The sequence below is a fragment of the Bacillus sp. USDA818B3_A genome (assembly GCF_009928415.1).
Classification (GTDB): Bacteria; Bacillota; Bacilli; order Bacillales; family Cytobacillaceae; genus Neobacillus.
In genome coordinates this window covers 53,201-77,792 of the sequence record NZ_JAABNN010000018.1, presented here as the reverse complement: position 1 = coordinate 77,792, position 24,592 = coordinate 53,201, and the positions used below count along the sequence as shown (strand labels likewise).

General features: G+C 38.9%; 23 protein-coding genes. 16 read left to right on the top strand and 7 right to left on the bottom strand.

What is annotated here, in order from left to right; genetic code table 11:
* The first annotated feature begins 80 nt into the window (after positions 1-80).
* Positions 81-1,280: a phosphoglycerate dehydrogenase gene (locus GXK58_RS21190; RefSeq protein ID WP_160725167.1), complete on the top strand. Its 1,200-nt coding sequence runs from the start codon at positions 81-83 to the stop codon at positions 1,278-1,280.
* A 44-nt stretch (positions 1,281-1,324) separates the two neighbouring features.
* On the opposite strand, the gene GXK58_RS21185 is transcribed toward GXK58_RS21190, so the two are convergent.
* From GXK58_RS21185 to GXK58_RS21175, 3 genes are all read right to left on the bottom strand, one after another.
* Positions 1,325-2,551 (bottom strand): glycerophosphodiester phosphodiesterase, encoded by a 1,227-nt coding sequence (locus GXK58_RS21185; RefSeq protein ID WP_160725166.1) that lies wholly within the window; start codon positions 2,549-2,551, stop codon positions 1,325-1,327.
* Positions 2,552-2,659: 108 nt separating this feature from the next.
* On the bottom strand, positions 2,660-4,183 hold the full coding sequence (locus GXK58_RS21180) for a glycine betaine uptake BCCT transporter (RefSeq protein ID WP_160725165.1): 1,524 nt from the start codon (positions 4,181-4,183) through the stop codon (positions 2,660-2,662).
* A 48-nt stretch (positions 4,184-4,231) separates the two neighbouring features.
* Positions 4,232-4,897, bottom strand: coding sequence for a hypothetical protein (locus GXK58_RS21175; protein ID WP_160725164.1), 666 nt, complete (start codon positions 4,895-4,897; stop codon positions 4,232-4,234).
* 263 nt (positions 4,898-5,160) lie between these two features.
* Between GXK58_RS21175 and GXK58_RS21170 the strand changes: the two genes are divergently transcribed.
* Positions 5,161-5,946, top strand: coding sequence for an SDR family oxidoreductase (locus GXK58_RS21170; protein WP_160725163.1), 786 nt, complete (start codon positions 5,161-5,163; stop codon positions 5,944-5,946).
* Between the two features lie 36 nt (positions 5,947-5,982).
* On the opposite strand, the gene GXK58_RS21165 is transcribed toward GXK58_RS21170, so the two are convergent.
* Together GXK58_RS21165 and GXK58_RS21160 are read right to left on the bottom strand one after the other, a co-directional pair.
* Complete coding sequence (locus tag GXK58_RS21165) at positions 5,983-7,191, bottom strand: SpoIIE family protein phosphatase (protein WP_160725162.1); 1,209 nt, start codon at positions 7,189-7,191, stop codon at positions 5,983-5,985.
* On the bottom strand, positions 7,191-8,036 hold the full coding sequence (locus tag GXK58_RS21160) for an alpha/beta fold hydrolase (protein WP_160725161.1): 846 nt from the start codon (positions 8,034-8,036) through the stop codon (positions 7,191-7,193). The genes GXK58_RS21165 and GXK58_RS21160 overlap by 1 nt, the downstream gene beginning before the upstream one ends.
* A gap of 244 nt (positions 8,037-8,280) precedes the next feature.
* Between GXK58_RS21160 and GXK58_RS21155 the strand changes: the two genes are divergently transcribed.
* On the top strand, positions 8,281-9,129 hold the full coding sequence (locus GXK58_RS21155; RefSeq protein WP_160725160.1) for an NAD-dependent epimerase/dehydratase family protein: 849 nt from the start codon (positions 8,281-8,283) through the stop codon (positions 9,127-9,129).
* Positions 9,130-9,175: 46 nt separating this feature from the next.
* A complete protein-coding gene (locus GXK58_RS21150; protein ID WP_160725159.1) occupies positions 9,176-10,015 on the top strand; it encodes an aldo/keto reductase in 840 nt (279 codons plus the stop codon).
* Positions 10,016-10,136: 121 nt separating this feature from the next.
* On the opposite strand, the gene ahpF is transcribed toward GXK58_RS21150, so the two are convergent.
* Complete coding sequence (ahpF, locus tag GXK58_RS21145) at positions 10,137-11,666, bottom strand: alkyl hydroperoxide reductase subunit F (protein WP_160725158.1); 1,530 nt, start codon at positions 11,664-11,666, stop codon at positions 10,137-10,139.
* A 232-nt stretch (positions 11,667-11,898) separates the two neighbouring features.
* Positions 11,899-12,462: an alkyl hydroperoxide reductase subunit C gene (gene ahpC, locus GXK58_RS21140; RefSeq protein ID WP_160725157.1), complete on the bottom strand. Its 564-nt coding sequence runs from the start codon at positions 12,460-12,462 to the stop codon at positions 11,899-11,901.
* Between the two features lie 463 nt (positions 12,463-12,925).
* Between ahpC and GXK58_RS21135 the strand changes: the two genes are divergently transcribed.
* From GXK58_RS21135 to kduI, 12 genes are all read left to right on the top strand, one after another.
* Positions 12,926-13,117, top strand: coding sequence for a hypothetical protein (locus GXK58_RS21135; RefSeq protein WP_160725156.1), 192 nt, complete (start codon positions 12,926-12,928; stop codon positions 13,115-13,117).
* Between the two features lie 36 nt (positions 13,118-13,153).
* Entirely contained in the window at positions 13,154-13,600 is a 447-nt protein-coding gene (locus GXK58_RS21130) for a YaiI/YqxD family protein (protein ID WP_160725155.1), read from the top strand.
* A gap of 20 nt (positions 13,601-13,620) precedes the next feature.
* Positions 13,621-14,463 (top strand): alpha/beta hydrolase, encoded by an 843-nt coding sequence (locus GXK58_RS21125; RefSeq protein ID WP_160725154.1) that lies wholly within the window; start codon positions 13,621-13,623, stop codon positions 14,461-14,463.
* A gap of 42 nt (positions 14,464-14,505) precedes the next feature.
* Entirely contained in the window at positions 14,506-15,324 is an 819-nt protein-coding gene (locus GXK58_RS21120) for a MerR family transcriptional regulator (protein WP_160725153.1), read from the top strand.
* A gap of 88 nt (positions 15,325-15,412) precedes the next feature.
* Complete coding sequence (locus tag GXK58_RS21115) at positions 15,413-16,096, top strand: DUF554 domain-containing protein (RefSeq protein WP_160725152.1); 684 nt, start codon at positions 15,413-15,415, stop codon at positions 16,094-16,096.
* Positions 16,097-16,258: 162 nt separating this feature from the next.
* On the top strand, positions 16,259-16,825 hold the full coding sequence (locus GXK58_RS21110) for a DUF4256 domain-containing protein (RefSeq protein ID WP_160725151.1): 567 nt from the start codon (positions 16,259-16,261) through the stop codon (positions 16,823-16,825).
* Between the two features lie 338 nt (positions 16,826-17,163).
* Positions 17,164-18,936 (top strand): cache domain-containing sensor histidine kinase, encoded by a 1,773-nt coding sequence (locus GXK58_RS21105; RefSeq protein ID WP_160725150.1) that lies wholly within the window; start codon positions 17,164-17,166, stop codon positions 18,934-18,936.
* A complete protein-coding gene (locus GXK58_RS21100) occupies positions 18,926-20,482 on the top strand; it encodes a response regulator transcription factor (protein WP_160725149.1) in 1,557 nt (518 codons plus the stop codon). Before GXK58_RS21105 ends, GXK58_RS21100 begins: the two co-directional genes overlap by 11 nt.
* A gap of 67 nt (positions 20,483-20,549) precedes the next feature.
* Complete coding sequence (locus GXK58_RS21095; RefSeq protein WP_160725148.1) at positions 20,550-21,851, top strand: ABC transporter substrate-binding protein; 1,302 nt, start codon at positions 20,550-20,552, stop codon at positions 21,849-21,851.
* A gap of 134 nt (positions 21,852-21,985) precedes the next feature.
* On the top strand, positions 21,986-22,633 hold the full coding sequence (locus GXK58_RS21090) for a bifunctional 4-hydroxy-2-oxoglutarate aldolase/2-dehydro-3-deoxy-phosphogluconate aldolase (RefSeq protein ID WP_202171422.1): 648 nt from the start codon (positions 21,986-21,988) through the stop codon (positions 22,631-22,633).
* A gap of 3 nt (positions 22,634-22,636) precedes the next feature.
* The gene (locus GXK58_RS21085) at positions 22,637-23,650 is read left to right on the top strand and encodes a sugar kinase (RefSeq protein WP_160725147.1); all 1,014 of its coding nucleotides are present in this window, start codon (positions 22,637-22,639) and stop codon (positions 23,648-23,650) included.
* A 97-nt stretch (positions 23,651-23,747) separates the two neighbouring features.
* A complete protein-coding gene (gene kduI / locus GXK58_RS21080; RefSeq protein WP_160725146.1) occupies positions 23,748-24,578 on the top strand; it encodes a 5-dehydro-4-deoxy-D-glucuronate isomerase in 831 nt (276 codons plus the stop codon).
* Positions 24,579-24,592 lie beyond the last annotated feature (14 nt).

The following is a 24,592-nucleotide window of genomic DNA, read 5'->3' as shown; positions in this document are numbered from 1 at the left end:
AGAGGTCATTCATCGTACTGGCGAATCAAGAGTTAATTAAGAATATAAAAAACTATTATATCTAAAGTGAGGTAGACAAGATGAGCACACTAGTTATAGACAACGTGAAGACTATTAAAACATTAAACAATATCGCAGAAAGCGGCCTAAAGGTATTTAATAAAGGAAATTTTACTATTGATAATGACAGTGAAAATCCCGATGCAATTGTTGTCCGCAGTTTTAATATGCATTCACTTGAATTCGGCACTAATTTAAAAGCGATCGCACGTGCTGGGGCCGGTGTTAATAACATTCCGGTTGAAAAATGCACAGAGCAAGGGATTGTTGTCTTTAATACACCTGGTGCGAATGCGAATGCGGTAAAAGAGATGGTCTTAACTTCTTTAATTTCATCTTCTCGTAACCTTTTTGATGGTGTGGCTTGGACAAAAACGCTAGTGGGTGAAGGCGAACAGGTGCCAAAGCTTGTTGAAGCAGGAAAGAAACAATTTGTTGGAAAAGAAATCAAAGGAAAAACGCTTGGTATAATCGGTTTAGGTGCAATTGGTGCACTTGTAGCGAATGATGCCCTTGATTTAGATATGGATGTAATCGGGTTTGACCCATTCATTTCAGTTGATACAGCATGGAACTTGTCTCGAAATGTACAGCGTGCGATGACAATTGAACAATTGTTTGCAGAGTCAGATTATATTACTGTCCACGTACCATTAACCAATGATACAAAAGGCATGTTTAACCAAAAGGCATTCAGCATTATGAAGCCGGGTGTTCAAATTCTTAATTTCTCACGTGGTGAGTTAGTAAATGAAGTGGACATGGCTGTGGCATTAGAAGAAGGCAGCGTTGGCAGGTATATTACAGACTTCCCGAATGAAACAGTATTAAAAATGAAAAACACGATTTCTATTCCTCATCTTGGAGCTTCTACAGCAGAGTCTGAGGAAAACTGTGCCATTATGGCAGCTCGTCAAGTGAAGGAACTATTAGAAACAGGAAACATCAAAAACTCAGTCAATTTCCCAAATGCTGAACTTCCTTACACAGGAAAACGACGTGTCGCAGCATTCCACCGCAATATTCCAAACATGGTGGGTCAGATCACATCAGCGATCTCCAGCTACAATCTAAACATCGCTGACATGGTGAACAGAAGCCGCGGTGACTACGCATATACAATGATTGACATTGAAGATAAAGTAAACGGTGATGTGATTCCTGGTTTGTCAGAAAAAATCAACCAAATTGAAGGAATCGTTACAGCACGAATTATCTAATCATCAGCCTGAAATAAAAGAAGCACAGGGATGGTTCTTCTGCTTTAAGAAGCATTTGAACCGTCACTGTGCTTCTTTGTTTGAAACGAACCGGTCACAGTATATTGACTAGAGAGGGCCCGGGCCCGGAAATAGTACTTTGTATCAGATTTTAACCCAGTAAATTGTACACTTACTATAAAATCATGCTTATCATCGGCTGAACTGGTCTTGATATGTATGTTCTGTTTAAAACTACTGTCAGTAGAAATTTCAAATTGTACTCTTGTGTTTCCATTGGTACGAGCCCATAGGACCGCGGAGGCGTCAGTTACCTCGCCGTTAGAGACTCCATGTGAAATAAACGGCCTCTCCAGTAAATGGACCAGCTGGTCTGTATGATTGGTGAATTGACCATCCACACCCAGTGCTAGCAAGAATACCATATCGTCCTCGGAATTGACCGTCCATGGGTGGACCAATAGGTAATTCTGGTGAGCGGCCTTTATCAGTCTTCGCCCTACAAGTTCCTTGCTGGGACCAACACCCGATGCATAGGCAGAGACTCGTTTAAATTCCTGGGACAGATTCTTGCCTGCCAGCATACTTCCTTTATAAAGCTGAATCAGCTTGACGTCAGGGGCGAGGTACTTTAATTTACGAAGGCTTCCCTCACTGAATGATTCGATGAAAAGTTTTTCCTGAGAGAGGACATTCATTTCTCTTAAGGCATTAATTATTTTCTCTTCCATCCCAGGGTAAAGGCCTGGTGCTTTTGTTTCTATGTAAATTCCGGTTTTTCCATTCCCTTGTTGTTTGATTAAGTCGATTGCTTCTCCAAGGGTTGGGACATGTTGATTGTTGTATTCGCTATTCGCCTGATCCGGATAAGCGCTATTAAACCAAGAACCTGCATCAAGCCGGCGAATTTCTTGGAGTGTAAAATCCTTTACCTGCCAAGGTGCACGATTGGGAAAAAGTTCTTTTGCATTGGTGGTTCTCTCCAGTGTTTCATCATGCATGGCAATCAATTGGCCATCCCTCGTCATTTGCAAGTCCAGTTCCACATAATCGGCCTTCATCAGAATCGCCTGCTTATAGGCTGCCAGCGTATTTTCTGGTCCGTAGGCAGAAGCCCCTCGATGAGCAATGACCATTACTTCTGTCGAGAGCGGACGTAAGGTGGTTTGTCTGTATTTTACCTCAACACTTTGAAGTGACTGTCCTGCAGCTGAATAGGGAGCCGCTGTCATAGATAGACAAGTTAGAAAGGCAATCATGCTTTTTTTCATTAGTCAATCATCTCCTAACGTCCTTTTACATGAGAAAAGATTATCACCGAAGACTGTTATACAAAAACCTTCCAAATCAATGACAGATCAGGAAGGTCTTTATTACTATTAATGAGGCCTCGTGCTCCGATTATTGCCTCTTTGCATTTCAGCTTCCTTTTTTAATCCTGCCAGTAAGGAATAGCACATGGCAAGCATGATAATGGCAAAAGGAAGAGCAGCAGCGATAGAAGCGGTTTGTAATACATCCAAACCGCCGGCGAGCAGCAAAACAGCAGATAAGGCAGATTGGATGACACCCCAAGTCATTTTTATTTTGTTAGAAGGATTAAGCGTTCCGCCTTCACTTAACATCCCCAATACAAAAGTCGCAGTATCGGCAACAGTTATATAATAAATAGCTACCACGGCAAAACCTAAAATGCTTAATAAGGTGCTTAATGGAAGATGGTCGAAGAATATAAAGATAGACAAGTTTATATTTTCGGCGATATGTTTTGCCAAATCGCGATTTTCGGGATTTTGAACAAGATCAAGTGCTGAGCCGCCAAACACGGACATCCACAGACATGTTCCAAGTGTGGGAACAACCAATACACCAATCACAAACTCCTTGATGGTCCTCCCCCTTGAAACCCGGGCAATGAACATGCCGACGAATGGAGCCCAGGCAATCCACCAGGCCCAGTAAAACAAGGTCCATGAAGCAATCCATTGTTCGCCCTCTCCAAAGGGACTTATTCGTAAACTCATTTGTAAAAAATCACTTAAATATAGTCCCATTGTATTGAAAAAAACCTTAATAACCGTTAATGCTGGTCCGACGAGCATAATTAGTACAAGAATGGCCACTGAAAAGATGATAGCTGCGTTAGATAAGAACTTTATTCCTTTTTCCAAGCCCGTATTAAGAGAGATGATAAAAAGGACTGTTGCAACCAGGATGACAATCAGTTGTATTAATAACGTATTGGGAATGCCGAATATGTCATGCATGCCTGCAGTAACCTGCATGGCCCCGAGCCCCAATGAAGTGGCAATACCGAAGACTGTTGCAAAGATAGACAGAATATCGATTGTTTTGCCAATCGGACCGTAAATCCTTTCGCCCAAAATAGGATAGAATGCAGAACTGATCGCTGCAGGAAGCCTTTTATTATATTGAAAAAAGGCAAGGGTTAACCCAATAACGGTGTAGATTGCCCATGGGTGCAGTCCCCAATGAAAAAATGTAAATTTCATAGCGGTGTTCGCTGCGTCAACAGTATATCCTTTTCCATACGGAGGGGCAGTGTAGTGGGTTACTGGTTCGGCGACACTCCAGTAAACAATACCAACACCCATACCAGCGCCAAATAGCATGGACAGCCATGAGGCAGTAGAGAAATCAGGTGTGTCAGTTTTCCTGCCGAGTCGGATATTTCCATATCTTGAGAAAAATAAATAGATCGAAAAAATGACGAAGAATAGAGTGGCACCGAGATAAACCCAGCCGAGATAATCAATTGAACCATTATAAACGGCATTGGTGACCTTCGTGAGATTATTTGTAAAGAAAACGCCCCAGATAATAAAAATAAGGGTCAGCAATAAAGAAATGATAAAAACACTATTTTCTTTAATTTTATCCATGGGAACCTCCTGGCATATGAAGATACTTAATATATGGATGTAGCTCTGTTAGTTATTAAAGGGATTATATTGAAATTCCCACTTATCCGTATCCATCAATTCTTCATGCGGAACCTCTATTCCGGCTCCAAGATAAATGGTGTGCCCTTCGATTGCCACCACCATAGCCTCGATTAATACATCACTGTCCTTCTTTTTAAAAATGTCTCCCAATTGCGCCGATAGCTCACTGTATGGATGAACAATTTGCGGGCCAGCGTCATCTAAGTTTTCCTCCACATTGATCATGTCTTTATAATCGATGGGATGACTGTCTGGAGCACGGCCAGGAACCATTAATAAATATTCGCTATGCTTGATCCCATCCAAGTCGCTTGTAACGACCCCTTTGTTATCAACGGTTTCAACCACTTCAAATTCATTTAAGGAATAATGATCCAGGGAATCCGGGGCAGGATTGTTAATTAAAATATAATCTCCTGCGACAGGTCTTTGATGATTCCGGAGTGTGTATACTTTATGATTAAAAATAAAACTGTCATTTTCCCTTGGTATATATTTCTCCACACTCGCTGCATTGGTTATATGCTGTGTTAAATCCCTCAGCTTTATAAGATGAATGGACAGTTTAAACATTGGTTTGACACCGTATACCTTGTGTAATTCATTATTGTAGTATACAAATTGCCCTTTTCTTACTTGATACAGCTTCACAATTAATCCCCCTTAAATCATTGATTGAGCAGGATTCAAACAAAATGATCATTCGATGCTTTGTCCTACTTTTTAGAATGCCTTTTTTTGAATATCCAATTCTTTTTAACAAAACATAATTAAATGAATAACGGAGCCATGAATGGTTTTCTTTAACCTAGAGTATCGTGTAAATCTATTAAAAAAGGACTTTTGCGTTTCAAAATCTCTGAGAGGGTTATAGTAAGATACATAACGATACGATTTAAGGGAGGCTTTAAGAAGTGGAGAAAATTCTTCAAAACCAAGTTGCTTTCATTACAGGTGCTGGATCAGGAATAGGTAAGGCTGCGGCGATAAAACTCGCTGAAAGTGGAGCGAAGATTGCTCTAGTAGATTTGCATAAAGAAAACGTGGAAGAAGTTAAAAATCAGATAGAAGAATTGGGTAGTGAAGCATTAGTTTTAGAAGCGAATGTTTCTCATCCAGAGGAAATGGAGCAATGTTACAAAAAGACGATCGATCAATGGGGAAAACTTGATGTAGTGTTCGCTAATGCCGGAATAAACGGTGAAGTCACACCAATTGAAGAGATGGATCCGAAAGATTGGAATCTGACCATTTCAAACAATTTAACAAGCACCTTTTTAACTGTTAAATATGCCATTCCACATTTAAAAACAAACGGAGGAAGTATCATTATCACCAGCTCCATAAATGGAAACAGAGTATATAAAAATTTTGGCATGTCTGCCTATAGTACCTCAAAAATAGGCCAGATGGGCTTTGGGAAAATGGCGGCACTTGAACTCGCTAAGTACGGTATAAGAGTCAATGTGGTTTGTCCAGGCGCCATTGATACCAATATCAATGAGAATACCTGGAAAGACAATGAAAAATTAAAAGAGGTTCAAATTCCTGTTGAATATCCCGAAGGCAGCCAGCCGCTGGAACAGAGAGCAGGAAAGCCTGAACAAGTCGCCGACCTGGTCCTGTTCCTTGCCTCTAACCAATCCAGTCATATTACTGGCAGTGAGATTTTTATTGATGGGGCAGAATCGCTTTTATAATAATAAATAAGGCCAGCTCTTGGGAGACGGCCTTATTTATTTAAAATCAATAAGAATAAAACATTCGTCATCACTTTTATGATTGATATCTTTTTCCTTCGTTAAGGATTGTAATATTTTCTCTTTTAGTTTAATTAAAGGTAAGGAAACTGTATTTTTTAATAAAGGGGCTAAATGATTGGAAGCAAGGGGATCAATCCCATCTGTGTAAAGGAGCAGTCTGCCTCCTTTTCTCAAGGGAAAGGTTTTTGTCTTATATTCGATTCCCTCAAAGGTTCCAAGCGGCGGGGCTGCAGCGTATAATTCATATTGCTTTCCGTCAGGGTCCTGCCATAAAGCAGGGGGATGACCTGCATTGATATACTCTATTTGTTGTTTTTCTGTATCAATTAAAAGGTAGATGGCTGCAGAGAAGTGTCTCGCCTCCTCATTGTTTTGAAACAGCTTGTGGAGATGGCTGTCCAATTCCTTCAGAACAATATCAACAGCCGCTCCTGCGGAAATTAATCTTTGAAACAAGGAGTGCAGCGTCATCGTAATTAAAGCGGAAGAAATGCCGTGGCCCATTACATCAAGCAAAATAATACCATAGCGATGCTGATCAATTCGATAAATCCCGTAAATATCACCGGATAATTCACCAGAGGGGTTGTAAAATACCTCCATTTGAATATTTTCATCGTTCATTGCATCGGTTAGCGATGTTTCTTGAATGATTCTGGCAAGCTCCAATTCTTTTTTTGTTTCAATTTTATATGTATGATTCTGCTTGTACAGTTCGAGCAGTTCTTCTTTTTGTATTTCCATCTCTTTAAGTGTAGTCTCTAATTCTGCATTCATTTGATCCTTTTCTTTTAATGCCGCTTCGATCTCCTTTTTAGCATGAAGAAGTTCATTTTCAAACTCGTTTCTTTTGCGCATCGGGATAAGGATACACTCAAGCACTGTTCCCGCGTTTCCCTTTCTTTCGACTGCATTAATAAGAACAGGAATCTCTTCGTTTTTATTCGACTTTAGTGAAACATACATTTCCTCCACATGATGATCTAATTTTACAAGCGGAAAAAAATAAAACTCAAAAAACAGACGGGCCGGGACAGTGAGGATCCTCTTGACATGCTGTCCCGTTAATTGATCTTCAGTGTAACCAAGTATCTGAAGCAATGTCTGATTAATGGATAAAATCATACCGCTTTCAGTTAAAGTTAGAAATCCACAAGGTGCATAATTCAATTGTTCGTCCATTAAATTCTTTCTCCTCTAACCGCTAAGCCGGGTTCTAAAGCTGCCTGGTTCAGATATTCTTTGATGAGGCGAATCGTCTCCTTTGGATGACTCATATGCGGGCAATGTCCCGTTGCTTCCATTATTCTCAGTATACTGCCTAGAAGATGCTGATGAATGTACTGTCCCACTGTTAGTGGAGCAATGATATCATTTGAACATTGTAAAATAAGGGTTGGTACCGTTACTTTTGGTATGTCGCTGCGGTTGTCTGCAAAAAAAGCAGCTTCCGCGAATTGTCTTGCAATAATCGGATCTGTCGAACAAAAACGTTCTTCCAGCTGGAGTTTAACATCGGGCCTTTTTTCGTTATTGGTTACGGTCGAGGCAAATACATTTGCCCAGCCTATGTAATTTTTCTCCATCATATCAATTAAGCCTAAAAGCTCCTCTTGTTCAAAGCCTCCAAAGTATTGAGGAGGATCATTGAGGTAGCATGGAGAAGGGCCGATCATAACAAGATGAGAGAAGTACTCAGGATGACGTAATGACGCAATCATACCAATCATACTGCCAACAGAGTGTCCAACGAATACAGCGTCTTTTACATCTAAAGCGGAACAAACATCAAGTACATCTTGGGCGTAGCCGATAAGACTACTATATCTGTTCGAGTCATAAGCAGATATGTCTGATTGTCCCAAACCCACATAATCAAATAAAACAACTCGGTAGTCATCTTCGAATGCTGCTGCAACGGAATTCCAAACAGATTGATCACAGCCAAAGCCAGGAGCAAAGATAATGAACTGTTTTCCTTTGCCCTTAACTTTCACATTATTGCGAAATAAGATGTCTTTGTCCATCCTGATGCTCCTTTCTAGTATATGTATATCTATCATACCACTTACTTCCAGAGAATGGGGGTTTCTTACTCTAGTGCTTATGTCCCCACTTTAAAAGATTATTATATTGAACTTTTGGACCTATTAAATGAGAATAAAACAAATCACTTGAAAATAAGAGATTATGTAATATACTTAGTTTATGCACTAGACTAACAAACATAAGAAAATGTAAGCCTTATCATTTAGAGATGGAGGAGTAGTCATGAAAAAGGTAGTAGTAACAGGAGGAAGCGGGCTTCTAGGGCGAGACGTCATAAAAGAATTCTTAAATAATGGGTATGATGTGGTAAATGCAGATATGAAAAATCCTAAAGAAGCGCTTTGCCGGACTGTAATTACAGACTTGACCAATTTAGGTGAAGTGTATGGCGTATTGGCTGGTGCCGATGCCGTGGTCCATCTTGCAGCCATCCCTGTAGCTTATTCACATCCAAACGAAGTAACTTTTCAGAACAATGTCTTGTCCACTTATAACATTTTAGAAGCTGCAGGAAATTTGGGAATCAAGAAGGCAGTCATTTCATCAAGTGAATCGTCTTATGGTATTTGTTTTTCAAAACAAAACCTGCAGCCTCAGTATGTACCAATCGATGAAGACCATCCGCAGCTGCCTGAAGAAAGCTATGGATTATCCAAAATCGTGAATGAGAAGACAGCCGATATGATTAACCGGAGAACAGGAATGCAGGTGGTGTCTTTTAGGCTGGGAAATGTGATTTCACCTGAGATGTATAAGAATTTCCCTGGATTTATTCATGATCCAGAGCAGCGAAAGACCATCCTTTGGAGTTATATTGATACGAGAGATGCTGCGACCGCTTACCGGCTGGCCGTTGAGACAGACGGACTCGGTTCAGTTGCCCTTAATATCGGTGCTGATGAATCAAGTATGGACATGGAGAGCAAGCAGCTAATGGAAACTTGCTATCCATCTGTAAAGGACTTCCGCCGAGATTTATCAGGCTTCGCCCCATTATTAAACAATGAAAAGGCAAAAAAACTGTTAAATTGGCAGCCTGTCCATAAATGGAGAGATTACGTAGAACTTTAATTCTATGTCCAATCTATATTAATCTTTTATAAAGGAGAGATAATCTATGATTACTAGTTTAAAAAGTACTGTGACTTTACATAATGGAGTCGAAATGCCTTGGGTAGGCTTAGGTGTGTTTCTGGTAAAAGACGGCGAGGAAGTTGTCAATTCAGTTAAAACGGCTCTGGAGGTTGGTTACCGGAGCATCGACACAGCGGCTATTTATAAAAACGAGGAAGGTGTAGGCAAAGCCATTGCGGAATCAAACGTACCTCGTGAGGAGCTATTTATTACCACGAAACTTTGGAACGCTGATCAAGGATATGAAGAGACACTAAAAGCATTTGATGTAAGTATGGAAAAGCTGGGACTAGATTATTTAGATCTTTATCTCATTCACTGGCCTCTTCCATCTCATGGAAAGTACGTAAAGACCTGGCAGGCGCTTGAAAAACTTTATAAGGATGGACGGGTCCGTGCGATTGGGGTTAGTAATTTTAAAGTTCATCACTTAGAAGATATTTTGGCAGATTGTGAAATTAAGCCGATGGTCAATCAAGTAGAATATCACCCGCGGTTTAATCAAAGGGAACTTCATGATTTTTGCAAAAAGAACGGAATACAGCTTGAAGCATGGTCTCCATTAATGCAAGGAGGTCTGCTGGAGGAGCCTACGTTAGTTGAGATTGCTAATAAATATAATAAATCAGTTGCTCAAGTGATTATCCGCTGGGATATTCAAACGGGCGTTGTGACCATTCCGAAGTCTGTTAAGCCACATCGAATTGCTGAAAATGCCGATGTCTTTGATTTCGAGCTTTCACAAGAAGATATGGATAAAATAAACGCCCTTAATCAGGACAAGCGGATGTTTGCTGATCCTGATGAATTCAGCAGAGTATAAATAAGTAGAATCGAAAAGAGGCTCATCTTGCAGTCGGATGAGCCTCTTTTTAATTTGATATAAAAAGAGAAAGCCGCTTTACTATCGGGAAAGATAGCAAAGCGGCATTCGGGTAATTTTATTAATTGCGGATGAGGTAATCGAAAGCACCTAATGCTGCTGTAGCACCTGATCCCATGGAAATAATAATCTGTTTGTATGGGCTGTCAGTACAATCTCCTGCAGCAAATACACCAGGGATACTTGTTGCAGCATTTTTATCTACAATAATTTCACCTATGCGAGTACGCTCAAGTGTTCCTTCTAACCAGTCTGTATTTGGTACAAGACCAATCTGTACAAAGATACCTGCCAATTCAATGTGATGTTCAGAACCTGTTTCACGGTCAATATAAGTAATGCCGTTTACTTTGTCAGTTCCAGTGATCTCTTTTGTTTGAGCATTCTTGATAACTGTCACATTTGGAAGGCTGTTTAGGCGATCCTGAAGGACAGAATCCGCTTTTAATTCCGGCGCAAACTCAAGAACAGTTACGTGATTTACAATACCAGCGAGGTCAATCGCTGCTTCAATCCCGGAATTACCGCCGCCAATAACAGCTACGTCTTTTCCAGCAAACAATGGACCATCACAGTGCGGGCAGTAGGCAACCCCTTTGTTCTTGAACTCATCTTCGCCAGGGACACCAACATTGCGCCAGCGGGCACCTGTTGAAAGAATCACTGTTTTACTTCTTAAAATCGCACCGTTTTCTAATTCGACTGCAATATAGTCCTTTTTCTCTAAACGTTTCGCACGCTGTAAATTCATAATATCCACATTGTATTCTTTTACGTGCTCTTCAAGACTTGCTGCAAGTTTAGGACCTTCTGTATATTTCGTTCCGATAAAGTTCTCAATACCTAATGTGTCCATGATTTGGCCGCCAAAACGTTCTGCCACAATACCAGTACGGATTCCTTTACGTGCCGCATAAACAGCTGCACTTGCACCAGCAGGACCCCCGCCAATAACGAGTACATCAAATGGTTCCTTATCAGAAAGTTCAGATGCATCGGAGCCGCTGCCCATCTTAGCAAGGATTTCCTCAAGTGACATACGGCCGCTGCCGAATGATTCTCCATTTAGGAATACAGTTGGTACAGCCATGATGCCTTTGCTTTCAACCTCTTCTTTAAACGCACCGCCATCGATCATCGTATGCGTAATATTAGGGTTAAGGTTGCTCATTACGTTTAGGGCTTGTACTACGTCAGGGCAGTTGTGGCAAGTAAGGCTGATATATGATTCGAAATGATATTCACCTTTAATATTTTTTACTTGGTCGATAAGCTTTTGATCTACTTTAGGCGCTCTGCCGCTAACCTGTAGTAAAGCTAAAACTAATGAAGTGAATTCGTGTCCAAGAGGAACACCGGCAAAAGTAATCCCAGTATCTTCGCCAATGCGATTCACACTAAAGCTTGGGGTTCTTTCTAATTCAGTCTTCTCTACTTTAATGCGGGAAGACATGTTGGCCAATTCGTCTACTAAAGCAAGCGTATCACGGGAAACATCATCAGTTCCTGCGCTTACTTTAAGCAGTACGTCACCTTCCAATAATTGAAGATATTGTTCTAACTGATCTTTTATATCTTTATCTAGTATCATTAATCTCTCACTCCTTAAATTTTTCCTGCGAGTCAGTTGGTGTTTTCAAATAATAATAATTCTAATTCAATAATTATTATCGTATAGAACTCGTTATTTTGTCAAGCAGAAAGTATCTATATTTTGGCCTATAATAAGGAAAAGTGATGTGGTAGATTTGACTTGCTATGTACTAAAAAAGGGAATTGGATTCTTCCAATTCCCTTAGTATTTTTATACGTGCAAACGCACCTTAGATTTTACCTACAAGGTCAAGGCTTGGCTTAAGTGTTTCGCCGCCTTCTTGCCATTTAGCTGGGCAAACTTCGCCTGGATTGTTACGAACATATTGTGCTGCTTTAATTTTGTTTACAAGAGTGCTTGCGTCACGGCCAATGCCATCTGCATTGATTTCCATTGCTTGTACTTTACCGTCTGGATCGATAATGAAAGTACCGCGTTGTGCAAGACCTTCTTCTTCATCTAATACATCAAAGATACGAGAAATCTTTTGAGAAGGGTCACCAACCATGATGTATTCAATTTTGCCGATAGCTGGTGAGTTATCATGCCATGCTTTATGAGTAAAATGAGTATCTGTTGATACTGAGTAAACTTCTACACCAAGATCTTTTAAAGTTGCATATTGGTTTTGAAGGTCTTCTAATTCAGTTGGACATACGAAAGTGAAATCCGCTGGATAGAAGCAAACGACACTCCATTTTCCTTTGAAGTTTTGATCAGATACAGTGATGAAATCACCATTATGGTAAGCTTGTGCTGTGAATGCTTGTACTTCTTTTCCGATTAATGACATATTCAAATTCCTCCTAAATATAGTGTATAGTTTTTTGCAAACTATAATAATTCTAATTCAATAAGTATTATCATATACCTCTTATTACATTGTCAAGTGATATGTATCAATTTAACAATACTTTGTTTTGTAAAGTTAAAACCATAATAAAAGTATTTCTGTTTTTACTATTATTATTCTCATTTAGGTGGGTTACTGAGAAATTGCTATTCCAGTTAAGAATTAAGCTTTGGTAAATAACAAAGTCTCTTTTATGTTATACAGTGCTAATAGAAATATGTAATCAACCGTTTAAAAATCAAAAAACGATTATGATATTTTCTTCTTGATAATTTTAATATACATTTTTCTAATATCGTAAAAATTGAACAGAATATACAATGAAAATGAGTCATTATCTAATCATTTTTAATTAGTGATATACTTGAGAACTATAGCGTCTTTTAAAAAGGAGATAATTAAATTGAAATATATTAAATCGCAAATGCAACAGCTTATCAAGGACAATAAGGAACTGCATACACGCTTAAAAGAATTGAAGGCCGAGCACGGTCTTGAAAAAAACAATGCCCTCAAGGCTTTATATCATTCTGAAGTTGCTGACGGGGGAAAGTACCAGCTAGCTTACCAAGCACTTGATCAGCCTAAAAAATAGAATCATTCATGAACTTGATTGTTAGGAGAGTGAAAGATGAAAATTTATGTCGATGCGGATGCTTGTCCTGTAAAGGATATTATTATATCTGAGAGCAGGGAGGCAAAGCTTCCTGTTATACTTGTGACGAGCTTTTCTCATTTTTCAACTGCAGAGCAGCCGCTGGGTGTTGAAATCATTTATGTAGATGAAGGTGCAGATGCTGCTGATTATCGGATTATGAAATTAGCTGTGGCAGGAGATATCATAGTTACACAAGATTATGGACTAGCCTCACTTGGTTTAGCAAAAAAATGTATTGTCCTCCACCATAAAGGGTTTAGGTATTCTAATGAGAATATCGATCAATTATTACAAACACGCTATTTAAGCGCTATGGCTCGTAAAAGCGGAAAACGAACAAAGGGACCCAAGCCTTTCACAGCGGAAGATCGGGAGCAGTTTAGGAAGCTATTTAAACAAACTATTTCTATTGAGTGTTAGCACCAGGAGGACAGCTTGGAATGATGACAGAAGGGACATTTAATGGGGGCGACGGAACTGACTTGTTTTTTCGAGTGATCGAACCCGTAACAGCTCCAAAAGCCGCCGTCATAGTAGTTCACGGACATGGTGACCACAGCGGCGGTCTACAAAATCTTAGTGAAAGACTAGTGAACAAAGAATATATTGTATATGCCTTTGATCTGCGTGGACATGGAAGAAGCTCAGGTAAAAGGGGATATATACGGTCATGGGATGAATTCAGGGATGATTTACACAAGTTCCGAAAGCTCGTTTCTCTTGATCAGCCTGGAGTGCCGATCTATATTGTGGGACATAGTATTGGCGGCTTAATTACACTTGAGTATGCTTTGGATTATAGTGGGGGTATTTCAGGGATCATTGCCATTTCACCGGCCATTTCTTACGAAGTGACGGCGGTTGAGCAGTTAGGCATAAGCCTGATGGGACGTTTAAAACCAGACTACAGTATCAAAAAAACTCACAGGCTTCGATTACTAAAGAAAAAATCAGCGATACGGACTAGATACGAATCGGATTCGTTACGCCACAATATCGTGACCCCTGGTTTAGGTCGAAGCTTAATCCAAGCGGTTTCGCGAGTGGTTAATAAAGCACCATCGATTTCCTTGCCATTCTTATTACAATTCGGCCTTGACGATAAAATAACTCCTCCAACAAAGCTTCGCAGCTTCTTTAACACAGTTGCCTCATCCAATAAACAGCTAATTGAGTACCCTTTAAGTAAGCATCGTCCATTTGACGAGGAGGGAAAAGAGAAGTTCTTAGATGATCTAATTGGCTGGCTGGACAAACAGCATGATAATAACATGTGCGACTGAGTAATGGTGCCTGTCACTCAGTATAAGTAGAGGAGATTTTCTATGAAAGAGCATTTTACAATCGGCGAAGTATCAAAGCTATTTCAAGTCAAAATTGCCACGCTTAGGTATTATGATGAGATTGGTCTATTGCGTCCAGAGTTTACTGATGAAAAGACCAATTATCGATATTATTCAACACAGCAGTTTGAAAGATTAAATTCAATAAAATATCTGAGAGCGCTAGATCTGCCAATAAGCAAGATTATCGATTTTTTTAATTATCGGGAAATTGATACTCTTGTAGAGATGTTGAAAAAGCAACAGGCTGAAGTTGTTAAAAAAAAGAGAGAATTAGAGGTTATTGAAACAAAACTATCAAGCCGGCTATCGCAAATTGAAGATGCTATCAATTCTCCTCTAGATAAAATATCAGAAGTAAGGCTTCCTGAAATGCGTGTAGCCTATTTACGCCGAGAATATGTTTTAGGTGACGACATTGAATTACCCATTACAGAATTAAGGAATAGTCTTGGAATGAATGGGGAGATTTTTTTAGGGAAAATAGGAATCTCCATCTCAATTCCTAATTTAAATAACAACGTTTTTGATAAATATTCAAGTGTGTTCATGGTTCTTGAAGAAGGAGACGAGATCACACCTTCTACGGTTACAATACCACCAAGAGACTATTTAAGAATCCGCTTTAAAGGTACACATATGGATGCAGCCGACTATTATAAAAAGTTATTAGCACACATGAAAGAGCGTCATTATGAACTGATAGATGATTCTATTGAAATAACACTAATTGATTATGGCATAACGAATGACATAGACAAATATGTGACGGAGTTATTATTGCCGTACACCAACAAATGAACAATAACTACTTGACCCTCTAGTTACTAGAGGGTTTATTTTATTATTAGTTTGTACTATAAATATTTGTGAAAAGGAGAATAAATGCATGTTTGGAACCATCTTTAACACATTGATGATCATAGCGGGGAGCTTGATCGGAAGCATCTTTAAGAAGGGGATTAAAGATGAGTATCATGAAATTCTGATGCAGGCTATGGGGTTAGTCGCTATGGGGTTAGGAATAAACGCACTTGTGCAGCATTTGCCTTCGAGCAAATATCCTGTGCTATTTATTGTTAGTTTAGCCATAGGGGGATTACTTGGACAAAAACTGAAGCTGGAATCAAGATTTAATACTTTAGTAAATAAATATTCTAAAGGAAATCTAGCCGAAGGCTTATCGACTGCCATTCTTTTATTTTGTATTGGTACATTATCTATCCTGGGTCCTGTGGAGGCAGCTTTAAAGAAGGATTATACCTATCTGCTTGCAAATGGGATGTTAGATGGGATCACTTCAATTGTCCTAGCATCCACTTTTGGTCTGGGAATCGCTGTGGCGGGGCTGGTATTGTTTACTTGGCAGGGCTCTATTTACTTGATTGCTATTTTTATGAAAGATTCCTTAAGTAATGATCTTTTGAATGAAGTAACGATTGTAGGAGGTATATTGATTTTAGCGTCTGGCTTAAGTATTTTGGGGATTAAAAAATGTAATACTTTAAATCTGCTGCCATCATTAATGATTCCACCTATTGTATTATTAGTGATTCATTTGGCCCATTTATAAATGATTCCCGCCAACGTTACATGTGCTGCTTCGTATAGTCTGCACTTCAAACAATTGACTCTGCTGGGAAAAAGTAAGAAATAAAATAATTAATGAGGTTAAACCTTTCAAAAATTGTTATAAAATACTAGTAGTAAATAAATTAAATGATGAGGTACTAGAATGAAAATTGAAACAACGAAGTTATCACCAGAACAACAGGAAGGACTACTCAATATATTGAAAGCTCGTTTTGAAAAAAACATGAATCGTCATAGTGGTATAGAATGGGCTAAAGTACAAGCGAAGCTTGAAGCAAATCCTGAAAAACTGTGGTCGCTCCACGAAATGGAAGAAACAGGCGGCGAGCCGGATGTAGTTGGTCATGATCGTAACACAGACGAATACGTTTATTACGATTGTTCAGCGGAAAGCCCTAAAGGCCGCAGGAGTGTTTGTTACGATCGGGAAGCGCTGGAGTCAAGGAAACAGCACAAACCGCAGAACAGTGCTATTGAAATGGCTGCTGACATGGGTATTGAGATATTAACGGAGGAACAATACCGGGAGCTGCAGCAACTTGGCAGTTTTGATATGAAAACATCGAGTTGGGTGAGAACTCCTGATAATATTAGAAAACTCGGCGGGGCCATCTTTTGTGACCGACGTTACGACACGGTCTTTGTGTACCACAATGGAGCAGAATCCTACTATGCTGCCAGGGGTTTCCGCGGCTCACTAAGGGTATAACATAAATCGTTCTAAAATACAGGTAAAACTATTTTTTGATGGCAGAGTCAGTTTTTTTACTTCACTATCTAATTCATTTTTAATGAAAATAAAGTAAAAAGGTGTAATCAACTCATAAATGGGTGATTATACCTTTTTTATGTTTGAGAGGACTTTTTCAGTTGTTTTCCTAAAATGGTAACAATAATCTCTGATTATTATACAAAATTGTCGGTTTTTTGTAGGTATGGGTAACATTTTTCTATTAAACTAATAATTAATAAGTTAATAATAATATTTACTAAACATAAAAAGGAAAACGCTTTCCGAACTTTAGATAGGGGAGCTTATTGAATGACATGAAAAAGAAATGGTCAAAATTTGCAAATATCTATAAAAATTTAAAGTTAAACGCAAAGCTTTTTATAACGATTACATTAATTATGCTGACTACGCTTGTATTGGTATTGGGTGGTCTGCAATATGCATTCTCTCTATATGATGAGCAGCTTTATACTAAATCCTCACAAGTATTGATGATGTCGTCTAACAGTATAGAAAAGGAGTTAGAGAGAGTAGAAGAGCTCAACTATAATATTGCTGTCGATCCTCAGATTCAAAAAAATTTAATAGAGCTTCATAAAAATGTAAACAGGTATGATCTCTATCGTCTAGAACAGGAAATAGAAGATGAATTAGCCAAATATGTCAGTTCGGAAAAATATATTCAATCTATTTATCTTTATGATTTGGAAGGAAGGGAATTTCTTGCTGGCTCCAGCAGTAACCCTATTAAAAAGACAGATAGGAACCTAGCTTTATTACAGGCAGATAAGTATGCGGGTGAAAATTATTGGCGGGAGTTAGAAGGAAATAATGGAGATTTAATTTCTGTGCGCCAAATCCGTTCTTATGAAAACCTGAATTTTGAAAAAATCGGCCACCTGCTGGTTCGGGTTAATCTAGATAAAATTGTAGGAGATTTACCAAAGCCCCAGGGAGAAATTGCTGGAAATATGGTGATGACTAAGAAAGACCACGTTTTCTATTCTGAAAAAGGAATGAATCTTCCAAAAGACTATCAATTACAGGCTAAAAAAAATCAAGGTTATGGGATTGTAAATATCAATGGGAATCGGACCTTTGTCAACCATATTAAAACCGATTTTCAGGGCTGGACTTACTGGAGCATCATCCCATTTAACGTCATGTTCGCAAAAATTACTGCTGCAAAATATACTTTGGTGTTGGTTTTTATGTTGATGTTCGTATTTCTTATAACCCTTGGCTTTAATTTTTTAAGGAAGATTACGAATCCTATTCTGGACTTGGCGACGACCATGCAGGAGGTTCAAAAAGGGGACTTTACCGTGGTTCATTCATTAGACCCTTCTATGAGTAATGAGGACGAAATCGGAATTCTTTATCGGAATTTTAAAACGATGATTGAACAAATTGATGAGTTAATAAAGGAGAACTACTCGAAACAGTTATTAATAAAAGAAACTGAGTTTAAAGCATTGCAGGCTCAAATCAATCCGCATTTTCTGTACAATACGATGGAATCGATCAATTGGCTGGCAAGGACAAATAAACAGGAGCAAATTTCAAATATGGTTCAGGCCCTCAGTCATCTCTTGAGAAATTCCTTAAGTTTTAAAAACGATATCATCACATTCCAGGAAGAACTTTACATTGTTAATAGCTATTTAACCATTCAAAAGTACCGATTCGATGACAAGTTTCATTTTCAAATGGACATTTCTTCCGGTGTTACAAAATATAAGATTCCAAAATTAATATTGCAGCCGCTCCTAGAAAATACATTCAAGCATGTAGTTGAGTCTTCTATCGATGTGTCAAAAATTGAACTGCGCGCGTTTCAGGTGGAGGACAGACTTTTTATCCGAATAGAAGATAATGGGCCAGGAATAGATCCCGATATCATACAAAAGGTACAAGAAGGTAAAGTTAAACCAAAAGGTACAGGTATAGGTCTGAATAATATTGATAATAGAATCAAGCTTTATGCTGGAGAACAGTATGGCTTGAAGATTGAAAATCTTTCAGGAAATGGAACCGCAATCACAGTGGTTTTACCTGCTCAACGGGGTGATGAGATTGTCTTATAAAGTCTTACTAGTAGATGACGAAAAAATAATTGTCGAAGGGATTTCTAGTTTAGTTGATTGGAAGTCATTAGATACAGAACTTGTCGCAACTGCAAGAAACGGGATTGAGGCATACGAAAAAATCAGGGCACTAAAACCTGATATTGTGATCAGTGATATTAAAATGCCTGGTATGGATGGACTAACTCTTGTTTCAAAGATTAATGAAGAGTTTCCAACTATAAAATTTATCCTATTATCCGGATTCAGTGAGTTTGAATATGCACAGACCGCCATGCATTATGGGGTAAAAAATTATTTATTAAAGCCTTGTAATGAGGATAAGATTGCCGCTGCCCTAAACGATATTATTAGTGAATTAAAGGATCAAAAGGCTCAGGATACCTTTATCAGCGAGCTCCGGGAAAAATATAAAAAAGCCCAACCCTATATTAAAACACGTCTGTTAACTGAATTCTTAACTAGTAAGAGTTATTCAAACAAAGATTTATCTTACTATCAGCAGCTTTTTGATATCGAGATAAAGGATCAAGAAGTAAGGCTTATCCTTTTTAAATTAGAAGGTGATTTTTCCTATGAGCATCTATTTGCCATTAAAAATATTGGGGAAGAGATATTTGATTCTATCCTGTTAAATAGCAATATTGGTGAAAATGCACTATTTCTTATTGAGGATCAGGGGCACTCAGAAAAACTGCATGACCAAATCGAACAGATAAGAGAACTCATTAACGAGTATTACAAAAGAGATACCACTGTTGCCATTAGTGAAGGGGGCCCTATCCGTAAAGCTCGAAACCTGTACCGTGAGGCTATGGAGTGTTTGGAACATCGTTTCTATTTGGGAGAAGGAAGCATTATCACAAAAAATGATATTTTACCCAGTAATAAAGATTGTCCAAAAGGTGATTTTATTATCGATGAACAGCAAATTGTACTGAAAATCAAGTCGGGACATGTTCAAGATGTATGTAAAGAAATTTCTAGAGCCTTTGAAAAAATGGCTGAATTGCGAATGGGAATTCATCTGACCAAATCCTATTGCATACAGCTCTATATGGCTATTATACAGACTGTCGATACAGAGCATATGCAAGACTATCTAATGGGAACCTCTGCCTTGCTAAAAATGGAAACGGTTCAACATATGAAGGAATATATCGAAACCACCGCCAAAAAAATGACGAATGAATACTATAACCATTTTAAGTCCAAACAATCTTCTGTTATTAGTAAAGTGATAGAGGTTGTAAAATCGAATCTTCGTAATCCCGATTTGTCTCTTAAAATGGTGGCCAATGAGTATCTATTTATGAATCCAGATTATCTGGGAAAGTTGTTTAAAGAGGAAACTGGCCAAAGATTCTCGGTTTATCTTACGAAAATTAGAATCGAGAAGGCCTTAGAGTACATCTTGACAATGGACGATATCAAAGTAGGAACTTTAGCAGATATGATCGGATTTGGCAACAACCCGCAATATTTTAGTCAAGTTTTTAAAAAGTATACAGGCTATAAACCATCCGAATACCGTAAAGTGACATGAAATCATATATTTTTTCGATAATAGAGAATGAATGGAGATAGGTTCATTCCCTAAAGGGGGATAAAAGTTGAGAAAGTTTGGCTTACCATTTTTATGTTTTATCTTGTTCCTTTTAGCCGCCGGCTGCGGATCAAGCAGTGAAGATCCTTCTTTAAGTAACGGACAAAATGGAAATAAAAAAGTGACCCTTCGTGTATCCTGGTGGGGAGAGCAGCAAAGGCATGATGATACGATGAAGGTTATTGAATTGTATGAAAAAAAACATCCAAATGTGAGAATTGAAGCTGAATTTGGCAATTGGGATGATTATTGGAAGAAGCTTGCCCCCATGGCTGCTGCCAGCAGACTTCCAGACGTGATACAAATGGATGCGTCATACTTATTTCAATATGGTGAAAAAGGCCAATTGGAGGATTTAACCCATTTTATGGATGACGGTACGATTGATACGCAGTCGATTGATAAAAATGCGGTTTCCGGCGGAATGATTGGTAATAAATTATATGGCTTCACTCTTGGCTCAAATGTTCTTTCTGTGATTACAAATGACAAAATGATCAAGGAAGCTGGGGTTGTTTTAAACGATGAAACTTGGACTTGGGATGATTTTGAAAAGATAGCCATTGATATTCATCAGGCAACCGGAAAATACGGCACAAATGGAATGTATCCTGCGGATGTATTTTTCCCCTACTATTTAAGGACAAAAGGCGAGCGGTTTTATAATAAAGATGGTACAGGTCTTGGCTATTCCGATGATCGGTTATTTATAGATTACTTTGATAGGGAGCTAAGATTAGTAGACAAAAACGCCTTTCCTGCTCCGGATGTCCAATCACAAATAAAAGGAAATGAAGCAGAATTTATTGGCAAAGGTAATGCGGCAATGACTTGGAACTGGTCCAATCAATATTTGGGGCTTGCTCAATCGGCAAAGAGTGCCCTATCCATCAAGCTTCCTCCTGAACACGAAAATGAAAAGGCTTTATTCCTAAGACCAAGTATGTTTTTTTCCATCTCTAAGAATTCAAAGCAAAAACTGGAAGCTGCCAAGTTCATCAACTTTTTTGTAAACAATGTGGAGGCTAATAAGCTGATAAAAGGGGATCGTGGTGTTCCGGTTTCTTCAAAGGTTCTTAAACAAATTAAACCTGAATTGACCGAGGAAGAAACCAAAATCTTTAATTACGTTGAAAAGGCATCTAATTACGTAAGTAAAGAGGATTCTCGTGTTCCATTGGGAAATGCAGAAATTATGGAGTTATTAAAAGATATCTCCGAACAGATTTTGTTTAAGAAAATTACACCGGAAGCTGGGGCTAAGATGTTTAGGGAAAAGGCACAAACGATTTTACAAAAGAATCAGTAATATATAAATAACTATGTTTTTTGAACGATAAACTCTGTTTTTTTCATTGTTCAAAATAGCTTGGGATTTTACAATTAACGTATAAGAATTGTAAGCGTTGGCAATTAAAAGTGTGCTTTTGTAAGGAGGACATAATGAAAAAGTTGAATGTGATAAATAAAGTCAGTGATTCCGGGGTTGTTGCTGTTGTCAGAGCAGATTCGATAGAAGAAGCAAAGAAAATTTCTGAAGCCTGTATTGAAGGAGGGATTACTGGAATTGAAGTAACCTTTACCATCCAGGACGCCGATCAGGTTATTAAAGAGTTAGTGTCCAATTATCAAAACCATAAGGATGTTGTGATTGGAGCTGGAACGGTTCTTGATGTAACAACGGCGAGAATAGCTATTTTAGCAGGAGCTGAATTTATTGTCAGTCCATGTTTTGACGAGGAAACGGCGAAATTATGTAATCTTTATCAAATTCCTTATATGCCGGGCTGCATAACCTTGACAGAAATGAAACGTGCACTGGAGTTTGGCGTTGATATTGTGAAACTCTTCCCAGGTAATGCGTTTGGCCCAGATTACGTGAAGGCAGTTAAAGGACCACTTCCACAAATCAATATCATGCCGACTGGCGGTGTAGATCTGGACAATGTTGATCAATGGATTCGGAATGGATGTGTGGCTGTAGGGATTGGAGGCAACTTAACCGCTCCGTCAAAAACAGGTGATTACGGAAAAATTACCGAGTATGCAAGAGAATATGTACAAAGAGTCAAAGCCGCAAGAGAGGTTTAAGCTATGAAAAAGGTTATTACTCTAGGAGAAATCTTGCTTCGATTTTCTACCAAAGCAGGGGAGAGACTTCTCCAATCAGATCAGATACATATGAACTATGGTGGTGCTGAGGCAAACGTTAGTGTGTCCTTATCTCATTTTGGCTATAACGTCTACTTTGTCAGCAAGGTTCCGCCAAATCCACTCGGAATAGCAGCTGAACGACACTTGAAAACTAATGGTGTCCATACTGAACTTTTACACCATGGGGGAGAACGGCTAGGAACCTATTATGTCGAGTCAGGCGTAGGGGGTAGAAGTCCCCAAGTAACCTATGACAGGAAAAATTCTAGTTTTTCTCAGATGAGGATTGATGAGATCGATTTCGATGAAGTTTTCCAAGATGCTGAACTTTTCCACGTCTCGGGGATTACACCGGCATTATCACCAAGTCTCAAAGAGGTTACCTTGACAGCCTTGCAAATAGCTAAGAAAAAAGGTGTCAAAACCAGCTTTGATTTTAACTATCGTACGAAGCTTTGGAGTCAGAGTGAGGCAGCTGAAACCTTTCAATTACTTCTGCCGTATGCTGACATCTGCTTCTGTGGAGAACTTGACGCCATTCATTTGCTTGGGATTGAGAAGGCAAAAGATGAATTGGATGAAACTACTAAACTTAAATATTATTACGAAAAAATCAACCAGAAATACCCGAATATCCAATACTTTAGTTCAACTTTTAGAAATGTGATTTCAGCATCAACTAACACGTTGCAAGGAAACTTTTATAAAGACGGAACACTTTATCAGTCCAAGGTTTATCGAGTGGACCATATTGTCGACCGTGTAGGCGGCGGTGATGCCTTCGCAGCAGGGATATTGTATGGAGTACTTGAAAGCTCAACACCTGAAGAAGCCATTTCTTTTGCCACCGCAGCGTCTGTACTAAAGCATACGGTAGCTGGGGATTGCAACCTTTTTTCAGCGGAAGAAGTCAAGCAGTTTGCTGATTCGACGCCAGGTAAAATTGTTCGTTGACCATTGATTCGGAAGCACTTGTCAAAACGATTTACCCCAGGGCCAGGAAAAAAAGTTTACTAACTAGATATAGACATGAAAGAGAGGAAGACTCACTATGGAAACTCGTTATGCCAATCATCCAGAAGAAATCAAACGATATAATACTGAAGAACTCAGAAAGCACTTTTTGGTAGAAACCCTTTTCGAACCAGGAAAGGTTCATCTTACATATACACATGTGGACCGCATGATTTTTGGAGGAGTTACTCCAGCGGATGAAGATTTAACAATCAAATTGGATAAAGAATTAGGTGTTAATTATTTCCTTGAACGCCGTGAACTAGGAATCATTAATATAGGCGGTTCAGGTGCTGTCGTCCTTGATGGCGTTGAATATGACATGGAGCGTCGTGATGGCTTATATGTAGGCAAGGGGACAGAGCAAGTATTGTTCCGTTCAAAGGACCCAAAAGATCCGGCTAAATTTTATATCAATTCAACTCCAGCCCATCATACATATCCAACGGTAAAAATTGATATTAACAAGATAAAACCGCTGGAAGCCGGAGAACCAGGTACTCTAAATGAGAGAAAAATCTATCAATATGTGCATCCGAATGTTTGCGAGTCCTGCCAGCTTCAAATGGGATTAACGATGTTATCCCCTGGCAGTGTGTGGAACACCATGCCATGCCATACTCATGAACGAAGAATGGAAGTTTATCTATACTTCGATATGGAACCAGATACCCGTGTGTTCCATTTTATGGGACAGCCGAATGAAACAAGACATTTAGTGATGAAAAATGAACAGGCTGCCATTTCTCCTAGCTGGTCGATTCATACGGGTACAGCCACAAGCAACTATACCTTTATTTGGGGAATGTGCGGCGAAAACATTACGTATGATGACATGGACCATGTCAAAATGGATGAATTAAGATAATAGAACTTTAGTAT